This window comes from Streptomyces sp. NPDC059255 (assembly GCF_042752355.1).
Classification (GTDB): Bacteria; Actinomycetota; Actinomycetes; order Streptomycetales; family Streptomycetaceae; genus Streptomyces.
This window is the reverse complement of sequence record NZ_JBHYZP010000010.1, coordinates 143,183-160,985: the sequence shown is the minus strand read 5'-3', so window position 1 is coordinate 160,985 and position 17,803 is coordinate 143,183. Positions and strand designations below refer to the sequence as shown.

The following is a 17,803-nucleotide window of genomic DNA, read 5'->3' as shown; positions in this document are numbered from 1 at the left end:
GCGGATTTGAGCTGAGGATTTACGGAAGACGCTCCGGAAAGATCCGGAGTGCCTAGGGGAGGGTAACGACCGTCGCCGCGTACACGAGACCCGCCCCGAATCCGATGACGAGCGCGGTGTCGCCGCTCTTCGCCTGACCGGTCGCCAGGATCCGCTCCATCGCGAGCGGGATCGAGGCGGCCGAGGTGTTGCCGGTGGTTTCGACGTCACGCGCGACCGTGACGCTCTCCGGCAGCTTCAGAGTCTTCACCATCGAGTCGATGATCCGCATGTTGGCCTGATGCGGAATGAAGACGTCCAAATCATCCGCGGTGATGCCCGCGGCGTCCAGCGCCTGCTGGGCGACCTTCGCCATCTCGAAGACGGCCCAGCGGAAGACCGCCTGACCCTCTTGGGTGATGGCCGGGAACTTCTCCCTGGAACCGGCCTCCGTGGCACCGGCCTTCGTGGCACCGGCGTGGAAATCGTCCCACGGCACGGTCTGCCGGATGGTGTCGGACTTGTCGCCCTCGGAGCCCCACACCGTCGCGCCGATCATCGGCTCCTGCGCGGGGCCGACGACGACGGCGCCCGCGCCGTCACCGAAGAGGAAGGCCGTCGCGCGGTCCTCCAGGTCGGTCAGGTCCGAGAGCCGCTCCACGCCGATGACCAGGACATGTCCGGCCGAGCCCTCGACGATCATGCCCTTGGCCAGGGTCAGTCCGTACACGAAGCCGGCGCACGCCGCCGAGATGTCGAAGGCGGCGGGCCGGCCCGCGCCGATCCGGTCCGCGATCTCCGTCGCGATGGCCGGGGTCTGCTTGAAGTGCGAGACGGTGGAGACGACCACGGCGTCGATCTGCTCCGGGGTGATCCCGGCGTCGGCGATGGCCTTGCCCGCCGCCTCGACGGACATCGCGGCGACGGTCTCCTCGGGCGAGGCCCAGTGGCGGGTGGCGATACCGGAGCGGGAGCGGATCCACTCGTCGGACGAGTCGATCGTTTCGAGGATCACCTCGTTCGGCACGACCCGGACCGGGCGGTAACCGCCCACGCCCATGATCCGCGCGTACGGGGCGCCCTTGCTGGGCTTGATCTTCGACATGCTCTCTGCTCCTTATTCAGCCGCGGAGGAGTGCGAGGACGGCGCGGACCCGGCGATGAGTTCGCGGGCCGCGTCCAGGTCGGCGGGGGTCTTCAGCGGCAGGGTCCGCACACCGGGCAGGGCGCGCTTCGCGATCCCGGTCAGGGTGCCGCCGGGGCACAGCTCGATCAGCGCGGTCACGCCCCGCTCCTGGAACGTCTCCATGCACAGGTCCCAGCGCACCGGGTTGGCGACCTGGCCGATCAGCCGCGCCACCACCTCGGAGCCGGTCGCGACGGCGCCGCCGTCGCTGTTCGAGACGTACGGAACGGCCGGATCGGCGGCGTCGACGGAGGCGGCGGCGACCGACAGCTTCTCGACGGCGGGCGCCATGTGGTGCGTGTGGAACGCCCCGGCGACCTTCAGCGGCACCACGCGCCGCACACCCTCGGGCTTGTCCTCCGCCAGCGCGGCGAGCTGCTCGGCCGTGCCCGCGGCCACGATCTGGCCGGCGCCGTTCACGTTCGCCGGCGTCAGGCCGAGCCTGTCGAGGTGGGCGAGCGTGGTCTCCGGGTCGCCGCCGAGCAGCGCGGACATGCCGGTCTCGGTGACGGCGGCGGCCTCGGCCATCGCCCGCCCACGCGCCCGTACGAGGCTCATGGCGACGTCGTCCGCGAACACCCCGGCGAGCGCCGAGGCGGCCAGCTCACCGACGCTGTGGCCCGCGACCGCGCCGACGCGCGGCACCAGGTCGGCGGTGGTGGGGAAGAGCTGCCGGGCCGAGAGCAGCGCCGCGGCCACCAGCAGTGGCTGCGCGACGGCGGTGTCGCGGATCTCGTCCGCGTCGGCCTTCGTGCCGTAGTGGACCAGATCCAGGTCGATGGCGGCCGACCAGGCCCGCAGCCGGTCTTCGGCGCCGGGGAGATCGAGCCAGGGAGTCAGGAAGCCGGGCGTCTGAGCGCCTTGGCCGGGAGCGACGAGTACGAGCACACTCACACTCTCTCTTGTGTACGGTCCTCACCGCCCGTGAGGACAGGAACGAAGAACCGTGAGGGGAATTGTTGGAGTACGACAAAAGCCTAGGACTGGGGATCCCCGTCGGCCAGACGCCCGAGGATCAGCGCAATCCGCAGCGTAAACGCCGACCTGACGTCGGAGGGTGACCATCCGGTGACGTCAGTCACACGTCGCAGCCGGTAGCGCACGGTGTTGGGGTGGACGAAGAGCATCCGCGCGGCGCCCTCCAGGCTGCTCGCCTGCTCCAGATAGACACTCAGAGTCTCCAGCAGCGCCGAGCCCGCCTCTTCGAGCGGTCTGTAGATCTCCTCCACCAACTGCTCGCGGGCCGCCGGATCGGAGGCGATCGCGCGCTCCGGCAGCAGATCGTCCGCCAGCACCGGGCGCGGGGCGTCCTGCCAGGCGAAACACGCCTTGAGCCCCGCCGCGGCCGCCTGCGCGGACTTCGTGGCGGCCAGCAGATCGGGCACCACGGGGCCCGCGACGACCGCGCCCGCCGCGTACGGGCCGATCAGCGCCTTCGCCACCTTCAGCGGATCGTCGCTGCCGCCCGCGATCACCACGAGCCGGTCGCCGAGCACCCCGGTCAGCACCTGGAGCTTGGCGTGGCGCGCGGCCCGCCGGATCGCCTCCACGGTCAGCTCGCTGTCCTCGTCCGGGGCGGTGCCGAGGAGCACGCAGACATGTTCGGGGGAGTTCCAGCCCAGCGCCGCCGCCCGCGAGATGGCGCCCTCGTCGGCCTCGCCCGAGAGCACCGCGTTGACGACGAGCGACTCCAGCCGCGCGTCCCACGCGCCGCGCGCCTCGGCGGCCTGGGCGTACACCTGCGCGGTGGCGAAGGCGATCTCCCGCGCGTAGACGAGCAGCGCCTCGCGCAGCGCGGACTCGTCGCCGGGAGCGGCGACCTCTCCGATCGCCGCCTCCATGACCTCGATCGTGGTCCGCACCATCTCGACGGTCTGGCGCAGGGTGATCGCCCGGGTCAGCTCCCGCGGCGCCGTGCCGAAGACATCGGTGGAGATGGCCTGCGGGGTCTCCGGGTGACGGAACCACTCGGTGAACGCCGCGATCCCCGCCTGTGCCACCAGCCCGATCCACGAACGGTTCTCCGGAGGCATCGCGCGGTACCACGGCAGCGTCTCGTCCATGCGGGCGATGGCGTTCGCGGCGAGCCGTCCTGAGGACTGCTCCAGCCGCCGCAGCGTCGCGGGATGCGGATGGGGTTCGTTCGATGGTTCAGGCACGGGACAAGACTGCCTTATCGGCTCGGGTGCTCGTGGGGCCGGGGCTACGGTGGTGACGTGATTCTCGTACGGTACGCAGCGGAGCGTTACGCGGGCGGCGACGCCGCGGCGGGCATCGAGTCGCTGCACGCCTTCTCCTTCGGACCCTTCTACGACCCGGACAACCTCCGCTTCGGCGCGCTCCTCGCCTGCAACGAGGAACGGCTGGCGCCCGGCGCGGGCTTCGACGAACACCCCCACCGGCACACGGAGATCGTCACCTGGGTCGTCGAGGGCGAGCTGACCCACCGCGACTCGGCCGGGCACGCCACGGTCGTCCGCCCCGGCGACCTCCAGCGGCTCAGCTCCGCGGGCGGGGTGCGCCATGTGGAGCGCAACGACGGACCGGACCCGCTGGTCTTCGTCCAGATGTGGCTGACCCCGCTGGAGCCGGGCGGCGAGCCCGCGTACGAGGTCGTACGGGGCATCGCCGACGCCACCCCGTACGCCCTGCCCCGGGCGGGCGCGCTGCTGCACGTACGCCGCCTGCGGGCCGGCGAGCGCTCCGCCGTGCCGGACGCGCCCGCGGTCTACGCGCACGTGGTGCGGGGCGCGGTACGGCTGGAGGGGCCCGAACGCACCGAGGGCGCCGGCGGTACGGGTGAGCTGGCCCCCGGCGACTCGGCGCGGATCACCGACGCGCGGGGGCTGGAACTGGTCGCCGGACCCGGGACCGCGGGCGGGGGAGCGGCGGCGGAGGTGCTCCTCTGGGAGATGCGGGCCTGAGGCGCCCCCGGGCGGGGCCGGAGGGCGCTATCCGGCCAGTTCCGCCAGCACCGCGTCCGTGAACGGTGGCCACGCCTCGATCGCCCACGGTCCGAAGTCCCGGTCCGCCAGCGCCGCACAGGCCACCCCCGCGTCCGGGTCGACCCACAGGAACGTACCGGACTGCCCGAAGTGGCCGAAGGTGCGCGGCGACGACGAACTCCCCGTCCAGTGCGGGGACTTGCCGTCGCGGATCTCGAAGCCGAGCCCCCAGTCGTTGTGCTTCTGGTTGCCGTAGCCCGGCAGCACCCCGGAGAGCCCCGGGTGGACCACGCCCGTCGCCTCCAGCACCGTACGCGGGTCGAGCAGCCGGGGCGCCTGCACCTCGGCGGCGAACCGCGCCAGGTCGTAGGCGGTCGACACGCCGTCCCGCGCCGGTGAGCCGCCGGCCGGCAGGGAGGTGTCGGCCATGCCGAGCGGTTCGAGCACGGCCTCGCGGAGGTAGTCGGCGAAGGGGATGTCGGTGGCCTTGGCGACATGGTCGCCCAGCACCTCGAAACCCGCGTTGGAGTAGAGCCGGCGGGTGCCGGGCGCGGCGGCCGCCCGGTGCTCGTCGAAGGCGAGCCCGCTGGTGTGCGCGAGCAGATGGCGCACGGTGGCCCCGTCGGGCCCGGCCGGCTCGTCCAGCTCGACGGCGCCCTCCTCGTACGCCACGAGCACCGCGTACGCGGCGAGCGGCTTGGTCACGGAGGCGAGCGGGAACCGCCGCGCGGTGGGTCCGTACGACCCGGCGACACTCCCGTCGGCGCGCACGACGACGGCCGCGGCGTGCGGCACGGGCCAGTTCTCGATCATCGCCAGGCTCTGCATGCGCCCGAGCCTACTGGGCAGGTGCGACGGGCCGGCTGCCGCCCTCCGCGCCGTCAGGACCGCCGCCGTGGGGCCGCAGCCGCATGGCGGGGGCGGGGTTGCGGACGAAACCCAGCGAGGCGTAGAGCGGCTCGCCCTCCTCCGACGCGTGCAGATCGATCTTCCGGACGCCACGGCTCCGGTACCAGTCGAGCAGCGCCTCCATGCAGGCCCGGGAGTAGCCGCGCCGCCGCAGGTCAGGATCGGTGGCGACGCTGAAGACATGGCCGACGAGCCCCAGCGGGTTGCCGGGACTGCCGAGCCGCTGCTCGATGGCACCGACCGCGCAGGCCGCCAGGCCCGTACCGCCGAGGTGTCCGGCCCCGTCCGCCCCGACCGCGCGCACCGGTCCGTCCCCCGGCCGGTCCACGACGAAGGCGGCGAGATCGCCGCCCGGATCCGCGAGCCGGGTACGCAGCGTCTCGGCCGCGGGGGACTGCCAGGCGGTGTCCTGGTCCGGCCCGTGCACCGAGTCGAGCATGATCGTGCGGAGCCGGACCAGCTCTCCGGCGTCCGCCGGGGTCGCGCGGCGTGCGAGGCTCATGGAGTGCGATTCTGCCACTCCGTTCGGCAGAGTCATCGCCTTTTCCACTTGCTTCGAGTGCACTCGAAGGTTCTAGCGTTGAAGGTATGACGCTGATCCAGAGCAGCCCCGTACGGACGGCCCCCGTCGACATCTGCGCCACCGCGCCGTCGGCCCATCCACGGCCCCACGGCGAGGACCGCTACACGATCAGCGAGGTCGCCGCCTTCACCGGGCTCACCGCGCACACCCTGCGCTGGTACGAGCGGATCGGCCTCATGCCGCACATCGACCGGTCGCACACCGGGCAGCGCCGCTTCAGCAACAAGGACCTGGACTGGCTCGTCTTCGTCACCAAACTGCGGCTGACCGGGATGCCCGTCGCGGACATGGTCCGGTACGCCGAGCTGATCCGGGTAGGCGACGAGACGTTCGAGGAGCGGCAGGAGCTGCTGGAACGGACCCGCCGCGACGTGCTCCGCAGGATCACGGAGCTTCAGGACACGGTGTCCGTGCTCGACCACAAGATCAGCTTTTACGCGGACGCCCGCACGGCGTCGGAGAGGTTCGACCCCCGATGAGCGACAACAAGAGCCGGAGCACGAACGACGGCAGGATCGAGAAGGTACGCCTGGGCACCGGCGGCCCCGAGGTGGGCTCCCAGGGGCTCGGCTGCATGGGCATGAGCTTCGCGTACGGGCCCACGGACGCCGACGAGGCGCGCGCCACGCTGGAGCGGGCCCTGGAGCTGGGGGTGACGCTGTACGACACGGCGGACGTGTACGGCGACGGCGAGAACGAGAAGTTCCTCGCGCCGTTCGTCCGGGCGCACCGCGACGAGATCGTCCTGGCCACCAAGTTCGCCCTCGGGATCGATCCCGCCGACCCGGGCAGCCGGATTATCCGCAACGACCGGGCCTATCTGCGGCACTGCGTGGAGGGCAGCCTGCGGCGGCTCGGCGTGGAGCGGATCGACCTCTACTACATGCACCGGCGCGATGTGAACGTCCCCATCGAGGAGACGGTCGGCGCCATGGCCGAGCTGGTCGACGAGGGCAAGGTCACCTACCTCGGGCTGAGCGAGGTCACCGGCGCGGAGCTGCGCGCGGCCCACGCCGTGCATCCGATCACCGCGCTCCAGTCGGAGTGGTCGCTCTTCAGCCGCGACATCGAGAAGACCGCGGTGCCTGCCGCCGCCGAACTGGGGGTCGGGCTCGTGCCGTACTCCCCGCTCGGCCGCGGCTTCCTGACCGGCTCGTTCGTCCACGCCGAGCGCGAGCTGAGCGCCGACGACTTCCGTCGGCAGCAGCCGCGCTTCACCGGGGACAACGCCGCCGCGAACGCCGCGCTGCTGGAGCCGGTCCGCAAGATCGCCGAGGGGCGGGGCGCCACCCCGGGCCAGGTCGCCCTCGCCTGGGTGCAGCAGCGGGCGCCGCTGCACGGCCTGGCCGTCGTGCCGATCCCCGGCACCCGCAGGCGCGGCCGGATCGAGGAGAACACCGCCGCGACGCATCTCATCCTCACCGAGAGCGAGCTGAGCCTGCTGGAGCCGATCGCGGCGCGGGTGGCGGGCGGCCGGTACGCCGACATGACCTTCACGTCGGCCGCCCGGGAGTGAGCCCTGCCCGGGAGTGAGCCCTGCCCGGGAGTGGGCCCTGCCCGGTAGTGAGCCCGGCCCCGTGCCCCCGTGGCTCACGCCAGCCCCAGCGCGAACACCGCGAAGCCCGCCGCGAGCAGCCCCGCCGCCGCGCGGCGGGCCTTCGCGCCCCGCGTCCCCGTCTCCCACGGCGCGTCGAAGCCGCGCGCGTACCGGCCGATGACCACCAGCAGCGTCGCGAAGAGCGGCAGCCAGGTCAGCCGGGCCACGATCCACCCGAGCGTGTCCGGCGAGGTCGTCAGACCGGTCAGCGGACCGGCGAAGGAACCGGGTACGGCCACCGCGAGCATCGCCGTCTGGTGCCAGCACAGGATCGTCATCGCGGAGAGGTTCACGACCACCACCGGGGCCCACAGCGCGGGCCGCACCAGCAGCCGCCCCAGCCGGTCCCTGACCAGGATCGCCGCGCCGCTCTGCGCGGCGGCGAGGGCGAGCACCAGCAGCGACGGCGGATGCGAGTTGGTGCGGACCTCACCCGGGACTCCGACCATCGACGCCGGGTAGTCGAAGACCACCAGCAGCGCGGCGAAGAGCAGCACACCGCCGGCGAGCAGGACCCGCGCCCCGCGCCGCCCGATCCGCCCCTCGCCCCACGCCACACCGAGCTGGTACGCGAAGAGCCAGCCGGGCAGGATGTTGAGCACGCTCAGCCAGGACGGCACGGCGTCCGCGTACGGCCCGTACCGCAGCAGGTCGACGGCGGCGACGGAGACCAGCAGCGGGGCGGCGGACCAGCCGCCGAGCCGGCGCGCGGCGGCGACGCAGTACGGGGTCAGCGCGGTGACGACCACGTAGATCCCCACGAACCAGAGCGGCTGGATCACCAGCGTCGACGCGGTCCGCAGCGTCGTGCCGGGCACGCCGAGCCCGTACAGCACCGGCAGCAGCACCGCCCAGACGGCCGTCACCCCGAGGACCGGCCGGCCCAGACGCACCACCCGGCCGCGCAGCCAGGCGGCCGTCGTGCCGGGCCGCCTGCGGTACGAGAGGACCGACGCGTACCCGCCGACCAGGAAGAAGACGCCCAGCATCTGGAGCACCCAGCTCACCGGCGCGAAACCGCCGAAGGCGGTGAGGGGGCTCGCGTTGTGCAGCGCGCCGCCGGAGTCGAGCGTGAAGCCGCCGAGCAGCCAGTGCCCGGTCGGCACGGCGAGCAGCGCGAGGGCGCGGAGCCCGTCGATCGCGCGGTCGCGGGAGGCGGGGGTGCGCGCCTCGATCTTCGCCACGGTCCCGGCGATCATCGGCCCTCTCCCGTCGTACGGTCCTGCGCGGCGCGGCCCTGCGCGATGGCGGCGAAGGCGCGGAGCGAGTCCGTGCCGGGGACGAAGTAGCCGGTGTGGCCCTCGGCCGTGGCGGCGGGCACCCGGTGGGCGCCGAACTCCGCGGCGGCCGGGTCGGGGCCGTGGCCGAGCCCGGCGAACTCGACGTTAGGGACCTTGGAGATCCAGTCGGACGGATCCTTCGCCGCCCAGACCCGCGCCTCCGTACGGAGGCCCGCGACGTCGTCGGCGCGCATCCCGGGCGAGCCGAGCACCACGATGTCGGTGGCGTTCACCTCGTGGGCGGCGAGCCCGCACACCACCGAGCCGTAGCTGTGGCAGAAGAGCGCGGGCTTCGCCGCCCCGGCCGCCGCCAGCCCCTGGGTGAACCGCGCCAGCCGCCGGGCCCCCGCCTCGGCGAGGTCGCCGGTGGCCGCGTCGAGCCCCACCCCCACGGGGGTGGTGTAGCCCGCCCACGCGACGACGGCGGTACGGTCCCGCGTCGCCCTCCGCAGCGACGCGGCCATCCCGGCGGGCGTGCCGTACGGGTCCTTCGCGCGGTCGAAGCTCCCCGCGTCGATGTCCGAGCCCGGCACCACGACGGCGACATGGCGGGCCGCCGTCAGATCCCCGTACACCTCGGCCACCTGGCCCCGGCCCCGCGGGTCGAAGGCGAGGATCCGCCGGCCGGGCGCCGCGAGACGCCCGTAGCGGGGGTCGTGCGCGGCCCGGATCGTGAGCGCGTTGGCCTCGTAGCGCAGCGCCACGGGCACCCCGTCGAGATTGCCGACGACCGAGGGGTGGCGGCGGGTGAGGTCCGCGCGCTGTCCGGGCGTCAGCGCCCGGAAGAACGCGGCGACCTCGTACGGGCTCGCCGACCCCGGATCGGGCAGCGCCCGCCCCAGCGAGCCGTCGGCCCGCCAGGCCGCGCTCCCGGGCGGCGGCCCGGTCACGGCCTGCTGCGCACTGCCGGAGGCCCAGCCCGCCGTGCCCCCGACCACGGTCGTCGCCAGCGCGGCGGCGACCAGAGTCCTCTTGTAGCGGCGCATGTACGTCTCCCTCTTCCCGCTCTCGTCCATCGAGGTGGCGAGGAGGAAAGTAGGAAGAAGGTGTACGGGCGGACGTCACACCCGGGAGCCAACTACCGGGTCATACCTGGGTAGTGGGGGTACTGGGGGCCTGCCCCCGTAAGGGTCCGGGGCGGCGGTGCGACGTCTCGGATCGGCGGTGCGGCGGGGCGGCGTACGGAATCGGGTCCGGCGGCGCGGCCCTTACGGGACGCGCCCGGCGGCGCCCGGATCAGGCGGGGGTGTCGCCCGGGGTGACCAGGCCCGACTCGTACGCGAAGATCACGATCTGCGCGCGGTCCCGCAGTCCGAGCTTGGAAAGGACCCGGCCGATATGGGTCTTCACCGTCTGCTCGGCCACCACCAGCCGCTCGGCGATCTCCAGGTTGGAGAGTCCGCGCGCGATCAGTTCGAGCACCTCGGTCTCCCGGGGCGTCAGCCCCCGCAGCCGCTGGGCGCGGTCCCGGCGCGGGGCGGGCCGCTGCTGGGCGAAGTCCGCGATCAGCCGGCGGGTCACGGAGGGCGCGAGCAGCGCTTCGCCGGACGCGACGATCCGTACGGCCGCGATCAGATCGGCCGGGGGCGCGTCCTTGAGGAGGAAGCCGGAGGCGCCGGCGCGCAGCGCCTCGTACACGTAGTCGTCCACGTCGAAGGTGGTCAGCATCAGCACCTTCGGGAGGTGGATCACGCCCGTCGGCGGGTTCAACAGCTCGCGGGCGGCGACCAGTCCGTCCATCTCCGGCATCCGGACGTCCATCAGCACCACGTCCGGGTGAACGGTGCGGCTGACCTCCACGCCCTTGCGGCCGTCCGGCGCCTCGCCGACCACGTCGATGTCGGACTGCGCGGAGAGCAGGGCGGCGAACCCCGCGCGCACCATGGCCTGGTCGTCGACGATGATCACGCGGATGGTCAAGGGGTGTCCTCGGGGGCCGGGTTCTTCGGGACGTGCGGCAGGCGGTCGGTCCGGTCGGCGGTCGGGTCGGTGGTCGGGACGGCGCTCGGGTCTGCGGTCGGGGTGACGCCCGCGTCGCCGCTCGGGTCGGCGGCCAGGGGGAGACGGGCCGCGACCCGGAAGCCGCCGTCCGGCAGCGGCCCGGTGTCCAGCGTGCCGCCGGTCAACCGTACGCGTTCGCGCATGCCGACCAGCCCGTGACCCGTGCCGGTGGTCTCCAGCGGCGAAGTCCGCCCGGCCGCAGGGCCGTTGACCACCAGGACGGTCAGCCGGTCCGCGTGGGCGACCACCGAGACCCGCGTCCGCGCGCCGGGTGCGTGGCGCACGACGTTGGCCAGCGCCTCCTGCACGATGCGGTACGCGGAGAGGTCCACGGCGGGCGGTACGGTCCCGAGCCCGGCGGGCAGCGACAGCTCGGCGGGCACCCCCGCCCGTACGGTCGCCTCCACGAGCTGCTGCACCCGGTCGAGCCCCGGCTGCGGCGTCCGCTCGCCCTCCGTGCCGTCGCTGCGGAGCACCGAGAGCAGCCGCCGCATCTCCGTCAGGGACTCCCGGGCCCCGGCGGCGATCGTGGAGAACTCCTCGCGCGCGGCGTCCGGCAGCCCCTCGATCCGGTACGGCGCCGAGTCCGCCTGCACGGTGATCACCGACATGTGGTGGGCCACCACGTCGTGCAGCTCACGGGCGATCCGGGCGCGCTCCTCCAGCAGGGTCCTGCGGGCCCGTTCCGCCTCGCTGATGGTCTCCTGCTCGACCAGCCGGCGCTGTGCGTCGCCGCGTTCCCGCAGCGCGGCGCTGAGGACCAGGAAGAGCCCGCTGAGGACGAACAGCAGCAGATGGGTGCCGTCGCTGCTGCTCTGCGAGATCAGCTCGAAGAAGAGCCCGGCGAGGCCGGTGGCCAGCCAGACGGCGAGCAGGGTACGGCGCGATTCGCGCAGCCCCAGACAGATCATCAGCACCAGGTAGCCCACGATCACCATGGGCGTCCAGGGCCACGGCCGTCCGTCGGTGCCGTCGGCGCTCCGGAGCAGGATCCCGCCGACGACATCGGCGGCGAAGATGATCCACCACGCCTGGAGCGGCCGCGTCACGGCGAGCAGCAGCGGCGCGGTCTGCGCGGTGGCCAGCGCCCCCGACCAGCCGCCGCCGAGCCGGTAGTCCTGGCTGAGGACGGTGGTGGTGACGGGCAGCAGGGTGACGGTGAAGCCGAGGACGAGCACGTACGGGGTGCGCCGCTGCCACCGCCTGGGCGCGGTGGAGAGGAGCGGTTCGGTGGAGTCCGAGGGGGTCCGCAGCGCGTCGGCGAGCGACCGCGCGGTCGCCCGCAGGCTCCCCCGCGGCGGGGCGGGGCGCGCGGGGGACGGCGGTGTCGAGGAAGGCGGCGGCGGCGCGGCCGGCGGAGGCGGCGGGGGAACGGTACTCATGACCTGGTCAGCCTAGGCAGCGGCCGGATGACCCGCGTCATACCGGAGAGCCGGTCCGCGCCTCATACCCAGGTATGACCCGGGGCGCCGGGAAACCCCACGGCACACGCCGACCACACGCCCCCCCACGGCACACGCCGACCACAGCCCCTCCCCGTCCGCTCACAGCTCCGCCAGCAGCTCCGTCTTCTTCGCCGTGAACTCCTCGTCCGTCACCAGGCCCGCCTGGTGCAGCTCCCCGAGGTGTCTGATCCGGTCCGCGACGTCCGCCGGGTCGCGGCGGCCCGCCGGGGCCATCGCGAGGGCCGGGGCCGGCACCCGCTTCGCCGCGCCGCGTACCGCGGCCAGGACGGCGGCCGCGAACGGCAGCGACTCGTGGACCGGGCCGTAGCCGAGCCCGAAGACGACCGCGGCCGGGTCGTGGTCGGCCTCGCCCGATCCGGAGCCCGCCGTGCCGTGTCCGTCGCGCGGGAGCAGGCGCAGGTATCCGTCGAAGAGTTCGGGGGAGCGCCACTCGACGCCCTCCAGCTCCGTGACGGCCAGACGCTGGTCACCCGCCTTCCACTTCGTGGAGGAGGCGCCCGTCCAGAACCACCGGAACGAGACCGTCGTACCGTCGAAGGACGCCTTGCCGTCGTACGCCTTGAAGTGCAGCGGCGCCGCGGGCGCCGCCACCAGATAGCGTTCCGCGGGCTCGTCGGGCGCCTCTCCCCGGTCCTCGCGCCGCCGCCGCGCGGCGGTGAGCGCGGCGCGCAGCTCGTCGGCGTAGTACTCGGCGAGGGTCTCGGACTCGGCGGGCAGCACCAGCCGGTACGGATCGCCGCTCTCCCTGAGCTGGCCGGCCGCGGCCTCCGTGAGCGGGTCGGCGCCCGGTCTCGGCACGGCACGCAGGACGACCGTCCCCCGCTTGCCCGGAGTGAGCGTCACCGATGACAACGCCTCGTGAGGGATACGGCGTTCGCCCAGCGCCGAGAGGAGCTTCGGCGTCCGTATCCCCCGTTCGAAGCGGATGAGCACGCTGTCGCTGTCGAACTCCCAGGTGGCATGAATCCCCGCAAGCACATCACCCATGTGCCTCATCGTAGGCGTCGCGCGCCCCGGCGTCGCCTGCCGAAGAGGGGGAATTCTACGCGCGTCAGGCCGCGCGGGGCCCCTCGTGCCCCCGGGAGCGGGTGGTCTACGGCCGCTGACTATCCGGCCATCGTCTCGCCGTCGTAGACGATGCCGCTCCGGCACGACCCGGCGCCGTCCGCGCACGTCACGGCGCGGTACGAACCGACTCCGATGTCCGCGAAGTTGTGCAGGCTCTCCGTGCCCGGCTCGAAGTAACCGGCGTGCCCGACCGCGCCCGCGGCCGAGAGCACCCGGGCGCCGAACGCCCGCGTCACCGGGTCGGCGCCGTGGCCGAGCCCGCCGACGGCGAGGTACGGCACGTCCTGGATCCAGTCGTCGCGGTCCCGCATGGCCCACACCCGCGCGCCGGTGCTGAGCTGCGCCGCGTTCTCCACGCGCATGCCGGGGCTGCCCGCGACCGCGACGTCCGTGACCCGGTCGGGCAGGGCGCGCGCGGCGACCCCGCACACCACGGAGCCGTAGCTGTGGCAGAAGAGCGAGACCTTCGACCGGCCGGGCAGCGCGGCGGTGAGCGCGGTGAGCCGTACGGCGCCGTCCTCCGCGAGCTTCCCGATGGCCGCGTCCACGCCGAGGCCGGCGGGGGAGGTGTAGTCGGCCCAGGCGATGACGGCGGTACGGGTGCCGGGGTCGGCCCGGCGTTCGGCGGAGTACAGGGACTCGGCCATGCCCACGGGCGCCGCGTACCTGCGGTTCTCGCGCTCGAAGGTCAGGAGGTTGGTGTCGACTCCGGGCACCACGACCGAGACGCGCTGGGCCCGGTCGAGATCGCCCAGGACCTCGGCCACCCGGCCCGGGCCCGACGGGTCGAACGCGAGGATCTGCCGGTCGCCGCCGAGGAGTGACTCGTACCGGTGCATGCGGCGGCCCGCGAGTTGACGGCCGTCGCCGGAGAGCCTGCTGTCGTGCATCCGGTGTTCCTCGACCGTCCGCGCCTGTGCCAGCGCGACCCGGTTGGCCCGGTAGCGCAGGGCGGCCGGGGCACCGTTGAGATTGCCGACGGCGAGCGGATATCTGTCCGCGAGCCGGGACTGCTGAGCGGTGTCGAGGGAGGCGAAGAACGCGGACAGGGTCTTGGAGGGCCCGGTCGGATCAGGCAGGTGACGGGCACCGATCCGGCCCCGCTCCCAGGCGTTGAAGGCGGCGGTCAGGGGCTCGCCGGGGCCGCGCTGATGCTGCACGGCGGTCCATCCGGTGGTCGCCAGCATCATGAAGACGACCGCGAGGGCGAGCAGCGCGCGCCACACGCTCAGCGTGGGGGTGGAGTCGAAGGAAGTCACTGCTTCTCACCCTAGAGCGCGCGCGGGGGGCCTCGCGACGAGCGTGAGACACATCACCGGCGGCGGAGGATTGAACCAACGGTAACCTCACCGATCGTGCAGCGGGAGTGCACGCTCCGGCGCATAGGAGCGCGTGGGGGAGTGCGTGGGGAGTGAGTTCCGCACGGCGGTGAGCAACGGGTGCCGTCCCTGCGGGGAATCTCCGCCCTTCCCGCGCGGTTTCTCTGCCGTTTCTCCGCATTTTCCCCCGAACGGCCCTTGCGTGACGCGCGGCGATGTGGGAGGTGATATGAGCGCGGCGGGTCGGCCAGGGCGGCCGGGTCGGCCGGGGCGGCCGCGGGGTCGGGGCGGCCGCGGGGTCGGCCTCGCCCGATCCGGAGCCCGCCGTCGGTCAGTCCCAGTCGTCCACCAGGAGCCGCGGGGTGAGCTGGTCGAGATACGCCTCGGTCAGCCGGCCGAGACCCGCCACGCCGGAGTCCTCGCCGCGGCCCCACATCCGCCCGGACGCCCGCATCACACCCGTGAACGCGGCGACCGCCACCCGGGGTCTCGGGTCGGTGTCGACGTCGAGGCTCTCGCGGTCCGCGATGAGCCGGGCGACCCCTTCCTCCAGATCGGAGGAGCGGCGCAGATGGGCGGCGAGCAGGACCGGGGTCGACTCGATCATCCGGTACGAGTCCATGTACAGCTCCACCGTCACGACGGACTCGATCGTGTCGCCCACGCCGTCCCAGACGGACGACACGGCGTTGCGCATCGCCTCGAACGGGCCCTCCGCGGCGGGCCGGGCGCGCAGCGCCTCGACGAACTTCGACTCCACCAGATCGACCATGGCGAAGGCGGCCTCCTCCTTGCTGGCGAAGTAGCGGAAGAACGTCCGCTGGGAGACCTCCACCGCGTCCGCGATCTCGTCGACGGTGGTCCGCTCGTACCCCTGGGTGGTGAACAGTTCGAGTGCCACCCGGAGCAGGCACTCCCGGGTGCGCTGCTTCTTGCGGGCACGCAGTCCGGTCACCGCGGAAACCTCACCTTCGGAATCTCGCTCCCACCGCTTTCCTTACCGGGGAGCAAAATGACAGTTACTGACGTGTGAATTGGTTTGTCAACTGTCAGTGGCTGACACTACCGTTCCCGGTATGACTAGTCAGACCACTGTCGACAAGGCGCCTCCGACCCCGGAACCCCCGGAAAAGACGCCGTCCAAGGGGCGGCGCGGCCACCCTTGGCTGACTCTCTTCTCCGTGGCGATAGGCGTCATGATGGTGGCGCTCGACGGCACCATTGTCGCCATCGCCAATCCGGCCATCAAAACCGACCTCGGCGCGTCGTTCGCCGACGTCCAGTGGATCACCAACGGCTACTTCCTGGCGCTCGCCGTGGCGCTGATCACCGCGGGCAAGCTGGGCGACCGCTTCGGTCACCGGCAGACCTTCCTCATCGGTGTCACCGGCTTCGCCGCCGCCTCCGGGGCCATCGGGCTCTCCCACAGCATCTCCCTCGTGATCACCTTCCGGGTGCTCCAGGGGCTCTTCGGGGCGCTGCTGATGCCGGCCGCGCTCGGTCTGCTGCGGGCCACTTTCCCGGCCGAGAAGCTCAACATGGCCATCGGTATCTGGGGCATGGTCATCGGTGCCTCGACCGCCGGAGGGCCGATCCTCGGCGGCGTGCTGGTCGAGCACGTGAACTGGCAGTCCGTCTTCTTCATCAACGTGCCGGTGGGCGTGGCCGCCCTCGTCCTCGGCACGCTGATCCTGCTCGACCACCGCGCGCAGAACGCCCCGAAGTCCTTCGACATCCTCGGCATCGTGCTGCTCTCCGCCGCCATGTTCGCCCTGGTGTGGGCGATCATCAAGGCCCCCGAGTGGGGCTGGGGATCCGGCACGACCTGGCTGTACATCGCGGGGGCGCTGATCTGCTTCGGCGGCTTCGCCTACTGGGAGACGAGGGTCGCGGAGCCGCTGGTCCCGCTGGCGCTCTTCCGCTCCGTACCGCTCTCCGCCGGTGTGGTGCTGATGGTGCTGATGGCCATCGCCTTCCTGGGCGGGCTCTTCTTCGTCACCTTCTACCTCCAGAACGTGCACGGCATGAGCCCGGTCGACGCCGGTCTCCATCTCCTGCCGCTCACCGGGATGATGATCGTGGGATCGCCGCTCGCCGGGGTGCTCATCACCAAGGTGGGACCGCGGATCCCGCTGGCCGGCGGTATGGCGTTCACCGCCGCGGCCATGTTCGGCATGTCCACCCTGGGCACGGACACCAGCAGCCTCACCATGTCCGTCTGGTTCGCGATGCTCGGCTTCGGTCTCGCCCCCGTGATGGTCGGCGCGACCGAGGTCATCGTCGGCAACGCGCCCCTGGAGCTCTCCGGGGTGGCCGGCGGCATCCAGCAGTCCGCCATGCAGATCGGCGGCAGCCTCGGTACGGCCGTGCTCGGCGCCGTGATGGCCTCGAAGGTCTCCAACGACCTGCCGGGCAACTGGACCGAGGCCGGGCTGCCCCCGCTCACCGCCGCCCAGTCCGGCCAGGCGACCGAGGCCGTCCAGGTCGGGATGGCGCCCGTGACCCCCGACATGCCGCCCGCGGTCGCCCAGCAGATCACGGCCGTCGCCCACGACACCTTCATGTCCGGCATGGGGCTGGCCTGCCTCGTCGCGGCCGCAGTCGCCGTCGTGGCGGTCTTCGTCGCCCTGCTGACGAAGCGCGGCGACAACGCGGACGCCGCGGGCGGAGGAGTTCACATCTGACGTCAGCCTCCGGGTGACCCGGCGTCAACATCACGCCCATGACAGCCCCGCCGGAAGGTTCCGGCGGGGCTGTCGCCTATCCGGGTGGAGGGCGGCCCCACCCCCTTCCGGCGATGCTCAGTCGCAGGTCAGAGTGGTGGCGGCCGAGATCGCGGCACGCGGTCCCGGCAGCACACGACACACGACACCTGACTGCACGACACGTGTACCGCACGGCACGAGACCGCGCGACACGAGACCGCACGACACATGACACGGGGGCCGAACGAGATGACCGAGCAGCGCACCACCACGACCACCAACCACAGGACCGCTCCCCGTACGGCGGCCTTCCGCCGTACGGCCGGGACCGTCGGCGCCGCCGTCGGGGCGCTCACCCTCGCCGCCCTGCTCCCCGGGACCGGCACCGCCGCGCCGGCGGCGGCGCGGGCCGTGCCGCCGCGCCTCGGGACGTGCGCGGCGGGCGAGCTGTGCCTCTGGGAGAAGGACGACTTCAAGGGCGCCCGGCAGACCTACGAGCTCTCCGGGACCGACATCGACAGCTGTGTGCCGCTTCCCGCCGGCACCACTGCCCACTCCCTCGCCAACCGCACCGGCCGCCCCGTGACCACGTACCAGTCCGCCACCTGCGGGGAGACCGGCGAGTTCGAGACGTACCCCGGCACCGGCACCTGGCTGCCCAGCTCCCCGTACCGGGTGAGGGCTTTCAAGATCTGGGAGCGATGACCGGCCGGCACCGTACGCCGGAGGGCGGCGGCACCGTTCCGGCCCCGCCGCCCTCACGAC

General features: G+C 72.9%; 17 protein-coding genes. 5 read left to right on the top strand and 12 right to left on the bottom strand.

Features of this window, described 5'->3' with window-relative positions:
• Positions 1-52: 52 nt before the first annotated feature.
• The 3 genes from ACFXKG_RS15450 to ACFXKG_RS15440 form a co-directional block, all read right to left on the bottom strand.
• Positions 53-1,084 (bottom strand): ketoacyl-ACP synthase III, encoded by a 1,032-nt coding sequence (locus ACFXKG_RS15450; RefSeq protein WP_384837944.1) that lies wholly within the window; start codon positions 1,082-1,084, stop codon positions 53-55.
• A 12-nt stretch (positions 1,085-1,096) separates the two neighbouring features.
• Positions 1,097-2,053 carry an ACP S-malonyltransferase gene (locus tag ACFXKG_RS15445; protein WP_384838027.1) on the bottom strand — a complete coding sequence of 319 codons (957 nt, stop codon included), beginning with the start codon at positions 2,051-2,053 and terminating at the stop codon, positions 1,097-1,099.
• An 89-nt stretch (positions 2,054-2,142) separates the two neighbouring features.
• Entirely contained in the window at positions 2,143-3,324 is a 1,182-nt protein-coding gene (locus ACFXKG_RS15440; protein ID WP_365812762.1) for a helix-turn-helix domain-containing protein, read from the bottom strand.
• Between the two features lie 57 nt (positions 3,325-3,381).
• Between ACFXKG_RS15440 and ACFXKG_RS15435 the strand changes: the two genes are divergently transcribed.
• Entirely contained in the window at positions 3,382-4,089 is a 708-nt protein-coding gene (locus tag ACFXKG_RS15435; protein WP_384837941.1) for a pirin family protein, read from the top strand.
• Between the two features lie 27 nt (positions 4,090-4,116).
• Here ACFXKG_RS15435 and ACFXKG_RS15430 read toward each other — a convergent pair whose 3' ends face one another.
• Both ACFXKG_RS15430 and ACFXKG_RS15425 read right to left on the bottom strand, forming a co-directional pair.
• Positions 4,117-4,938: a serine hydrolase domain-containing protein gene (locus tag ACFXKG_RS15430; RefSeq protein WP_384837938.1), complete on the bottom strand. Its 822-nt coding sequence runs from the start codon at positions 4,936-4,938 to the stop codon at positions 4,117-4,119.
• A 10-nt stretch (positions 4,939-4,948) separates the two neighbouring features.
• Entirely contained in the window at positions 4,949-5,521 is a 573-nt protein-coding gene (locus tag ACFXKG_RS15425) for a GNAT family N-acetyltransferase (RefSeq protein ID WP_384837935.1), read from the bottom strand.
• A gap of 86 nt (positions 5,522-5,607) precedes the next feature.
• Here ACFXKG_RS15425 and ACFXKG_RS15420 point away from each other — a divergent pair, with 86 nt between their 5' ends.
• Both ACFXKG_RS15420 and ACFXKG_RS15415 read left to right on the top strand, forming a co-directional pair.
• Positions 5,608-6,081, top strand: coding sequence for a MerR family transcriptional regulator (locus ACFXKG_RS15420; RefSeq protein WP_384837932.1), 474 nt, complete (start codon positions 5,608-5,610; stop codon positions 6,079-6,081).
• Complete coding sequence (locus ACFXKG_RS15415) at positions 6,078-7,118, top strand: aldo/keto reductase (RefSeq protein ID WP_384837930.1); 1,041 nt, start codon at positions 6,078-6,080, stop codon at positions 7,116-7,118. The genes ACFXKG_RS15420 and ACFXKG_RS15415 overlap by 4 nt, the downstream gene beginning before the upstream one ends.
• A 74-nt stretch (positions 7,119-7,192) precedes the next feature.
• Here the strand turns inward: ACFXKG_RS15415 and ACFXKG_RS15410 are convergent, their stop codons facing one another.
• The 7 genes from ACFXKG_RS15410 to ACFXKG_RS15380 all read right to left on the bottom strand — a co-directional run bounded on the left by ACFXKG_RS15410 (position 7,193) and on the right by ACFXKG_RS15380 (position 15,288).
• A complete protein-coding gene (locus tag ACFXKG_RS15410; RefSeq protein ID WP_384837927.1) occupies positions 7,193-8,398 on the bottom strand; it encodes an acyltransferase in 1,206 nt (401 codons plus the stop codon).
• Positions 8,395-9,465: an alpha/beta hydrolase gene (locus tag ACFXKG_RS15405; protein ID WP_384837924.1), complete on the bottom strand. Its 1,071-nt coding sequence runs from the start codon at positions 9,463-9,465 to the stop codon at positions 8,395-8,397. The genes ACFXKG_RS15410 and ACFXKG_RS15405 overlap by 4 nt, the downstream gene beginning before the upstream one ends.
• 250 nt (positions 9,466-9,715) lie before the next feature.
• Positions 9,716-10,399: a response regulator gene (locus ACFXKG_RS15400; protein WP_384837921.1), complete on the bottom strand. Its 684-nt coding sequence runs from the start codon at positions 10,397-10,399 to the stop codon at positions 9,716-9,718.
• Positions 10,396-11,862, bottom strand: coding sequence for a sensor histidine kinase (locus ACFXKG_RS15395; protein ID WP_384837918.1), 1,467 nt, complete (start codon positions 11,860-11,862; stop codon positions 10,396-10,398). The genes ACFXKG_RS15400 and ACFXKG_RS15395 overlap by 4 nt, the downstream gene beginning before the upstream one ends.
• Positions 11,863-12,024: 162 nt before the next feature.
• Entirely contained in the window at positions 12,025-12,933 is a 909-nt protein-coding gene (locus ACFXKG_RS15390) for a DUF4429 domain-containing protein (protein WP_384837915.1), read from the bottom strand.
• A gap of 119 nt (positions 12,934-13,052) precedes the next feature.
• Positions 13,053-14,273, bottom strand: coding sequence for an alpha/beta hydrolase (locus ACFXKG_RS15385; RefSeq protein WP_384837912.1), 1,221 nt, complete (start codon positions 14,271-14,273; stop codon positions 13,053-13,055).
• A gap of 391 nt (positions 14,274-14,664) precedes the next feature.
• The gene (locus ACFXKG_RS15380; protein ID WP_384837909.1) at positions 14,665-15,288 is read right to left on the bottom strand and encodes a TetR/AcrR family transcriptional regulator; all 624 of its coding nucleotides are present in this window, start codon (positions 15,286-15,288) and stop codon (positions 14,665-14,667) included.
• A 121-nt stretch (positions 15,289-15,409) separates the two neighbouring features.
• Here ACFXKG_RS15380 and ACFXKG_RS15375 point away from each other — a divergent pair, with 121 nt between their 5' ends.
• Positions 15,410-17,017 (top strand): MFS transporter, encoded by a 1,608-nt coding sequence (locus ACFXKG_RS15375; protein WP_384837906.1) that lies wholly within the window; start codon positions 15,410-15,412, stop codon positions 17,015-17,017.
• A gap of 249 nt (positions 17,018-17,266) precedes the next feature.
• On the top strand, positions 17,267-17,743 hold the full coding sequence (locus tag ACFXKG_RS15370) for a peptidase inhibitor family I36 protein (protein WP_384837903.1): 477 nt from the start codon (positions 17,267-17,269) through the stop codon (positions 17,741-17,743).
• Positions 17,744-17,803: the final 60 nt, after the last annotated feature.

Coding starts and splice junctions, on each gene's coding strand:
- ACFXKG_RS15370 (WP_384837903.1), top strand. CDS start 17,267: ATGACACGGGGGCCGAACGAGATGACCGAGCAGCGCACCACCACGACC.
- ACFXKG_RS15410 (WP_384837927.1), bottom strand. CDS start 8,398: ATGATCGCCGGGACCGTGGCGAAGATCGAGGCGCGCACCCCCGCCTCC.
- ACFXKG_RS15420 (WP_384837932.1), top strand. CDS start 5,608: ATGACGCTGATCCAGAGCAGCCCCGTACGGACGGCCCCCGTCGACATC.
- ACFXKG_RS15405 (WP_384837924.1), bottom strand. CDS start 9,465: ATGCGCCGCTACAAGAGGACTCTGGTCGCCGCCGCGCTGGCGACGACC.
- ACFXKG_RS15425 (WP_384837935.1), bottom strand. CDS start 5,521: ATGAGCCTCGCACGCCGCGCGACCCCGGCGGACGCCGGAGAGCTGGTC.
- ACFXKG_RS15375 (WP_384837906.1), top strand. CDS start 15,410: ATGACTAGTCAGACCACTGTCGACAAGGCGCCTCCGACCCCGGAACCC.
- ACFXKG_RS15430 (WP_384837938.1), bottom strand. CDS start 4,938: ATGCAGAGCCTGGCGATGATCGAGAACTGGCCCGTGCCGCACGCCGCG.
- ACFXKG_RS15415 (WP_384837930.1), top strand. CDS start 6,078: ATGAGCGACAACAAGAGCCGGAGCACGAACGACGGCAGGATCGAGAAG.
- ACFXKG_RS15450 (WP_384837944.1), bottom strand. CDS start 1,084: ATGTCGAAGATCAAGCCCAGCAAGGGCGCCCCGTACGCGCGGATCATG.
- ACFXKG_RS15390 (WP_384837915.1), bottom strand. CDS start 12,933: ATGGGTGATGTGCTTGCGGGGATTCATGCCACCTGGGAGTTCGACAGC.
- ACFXKG_RS15395 (WP_384837918.1), bottom strand. CDS start 11,862: ATGAGTACCGTTCCCCCGCCGCCTCCGCCGGCCGCGCCGCCGCCGCCT.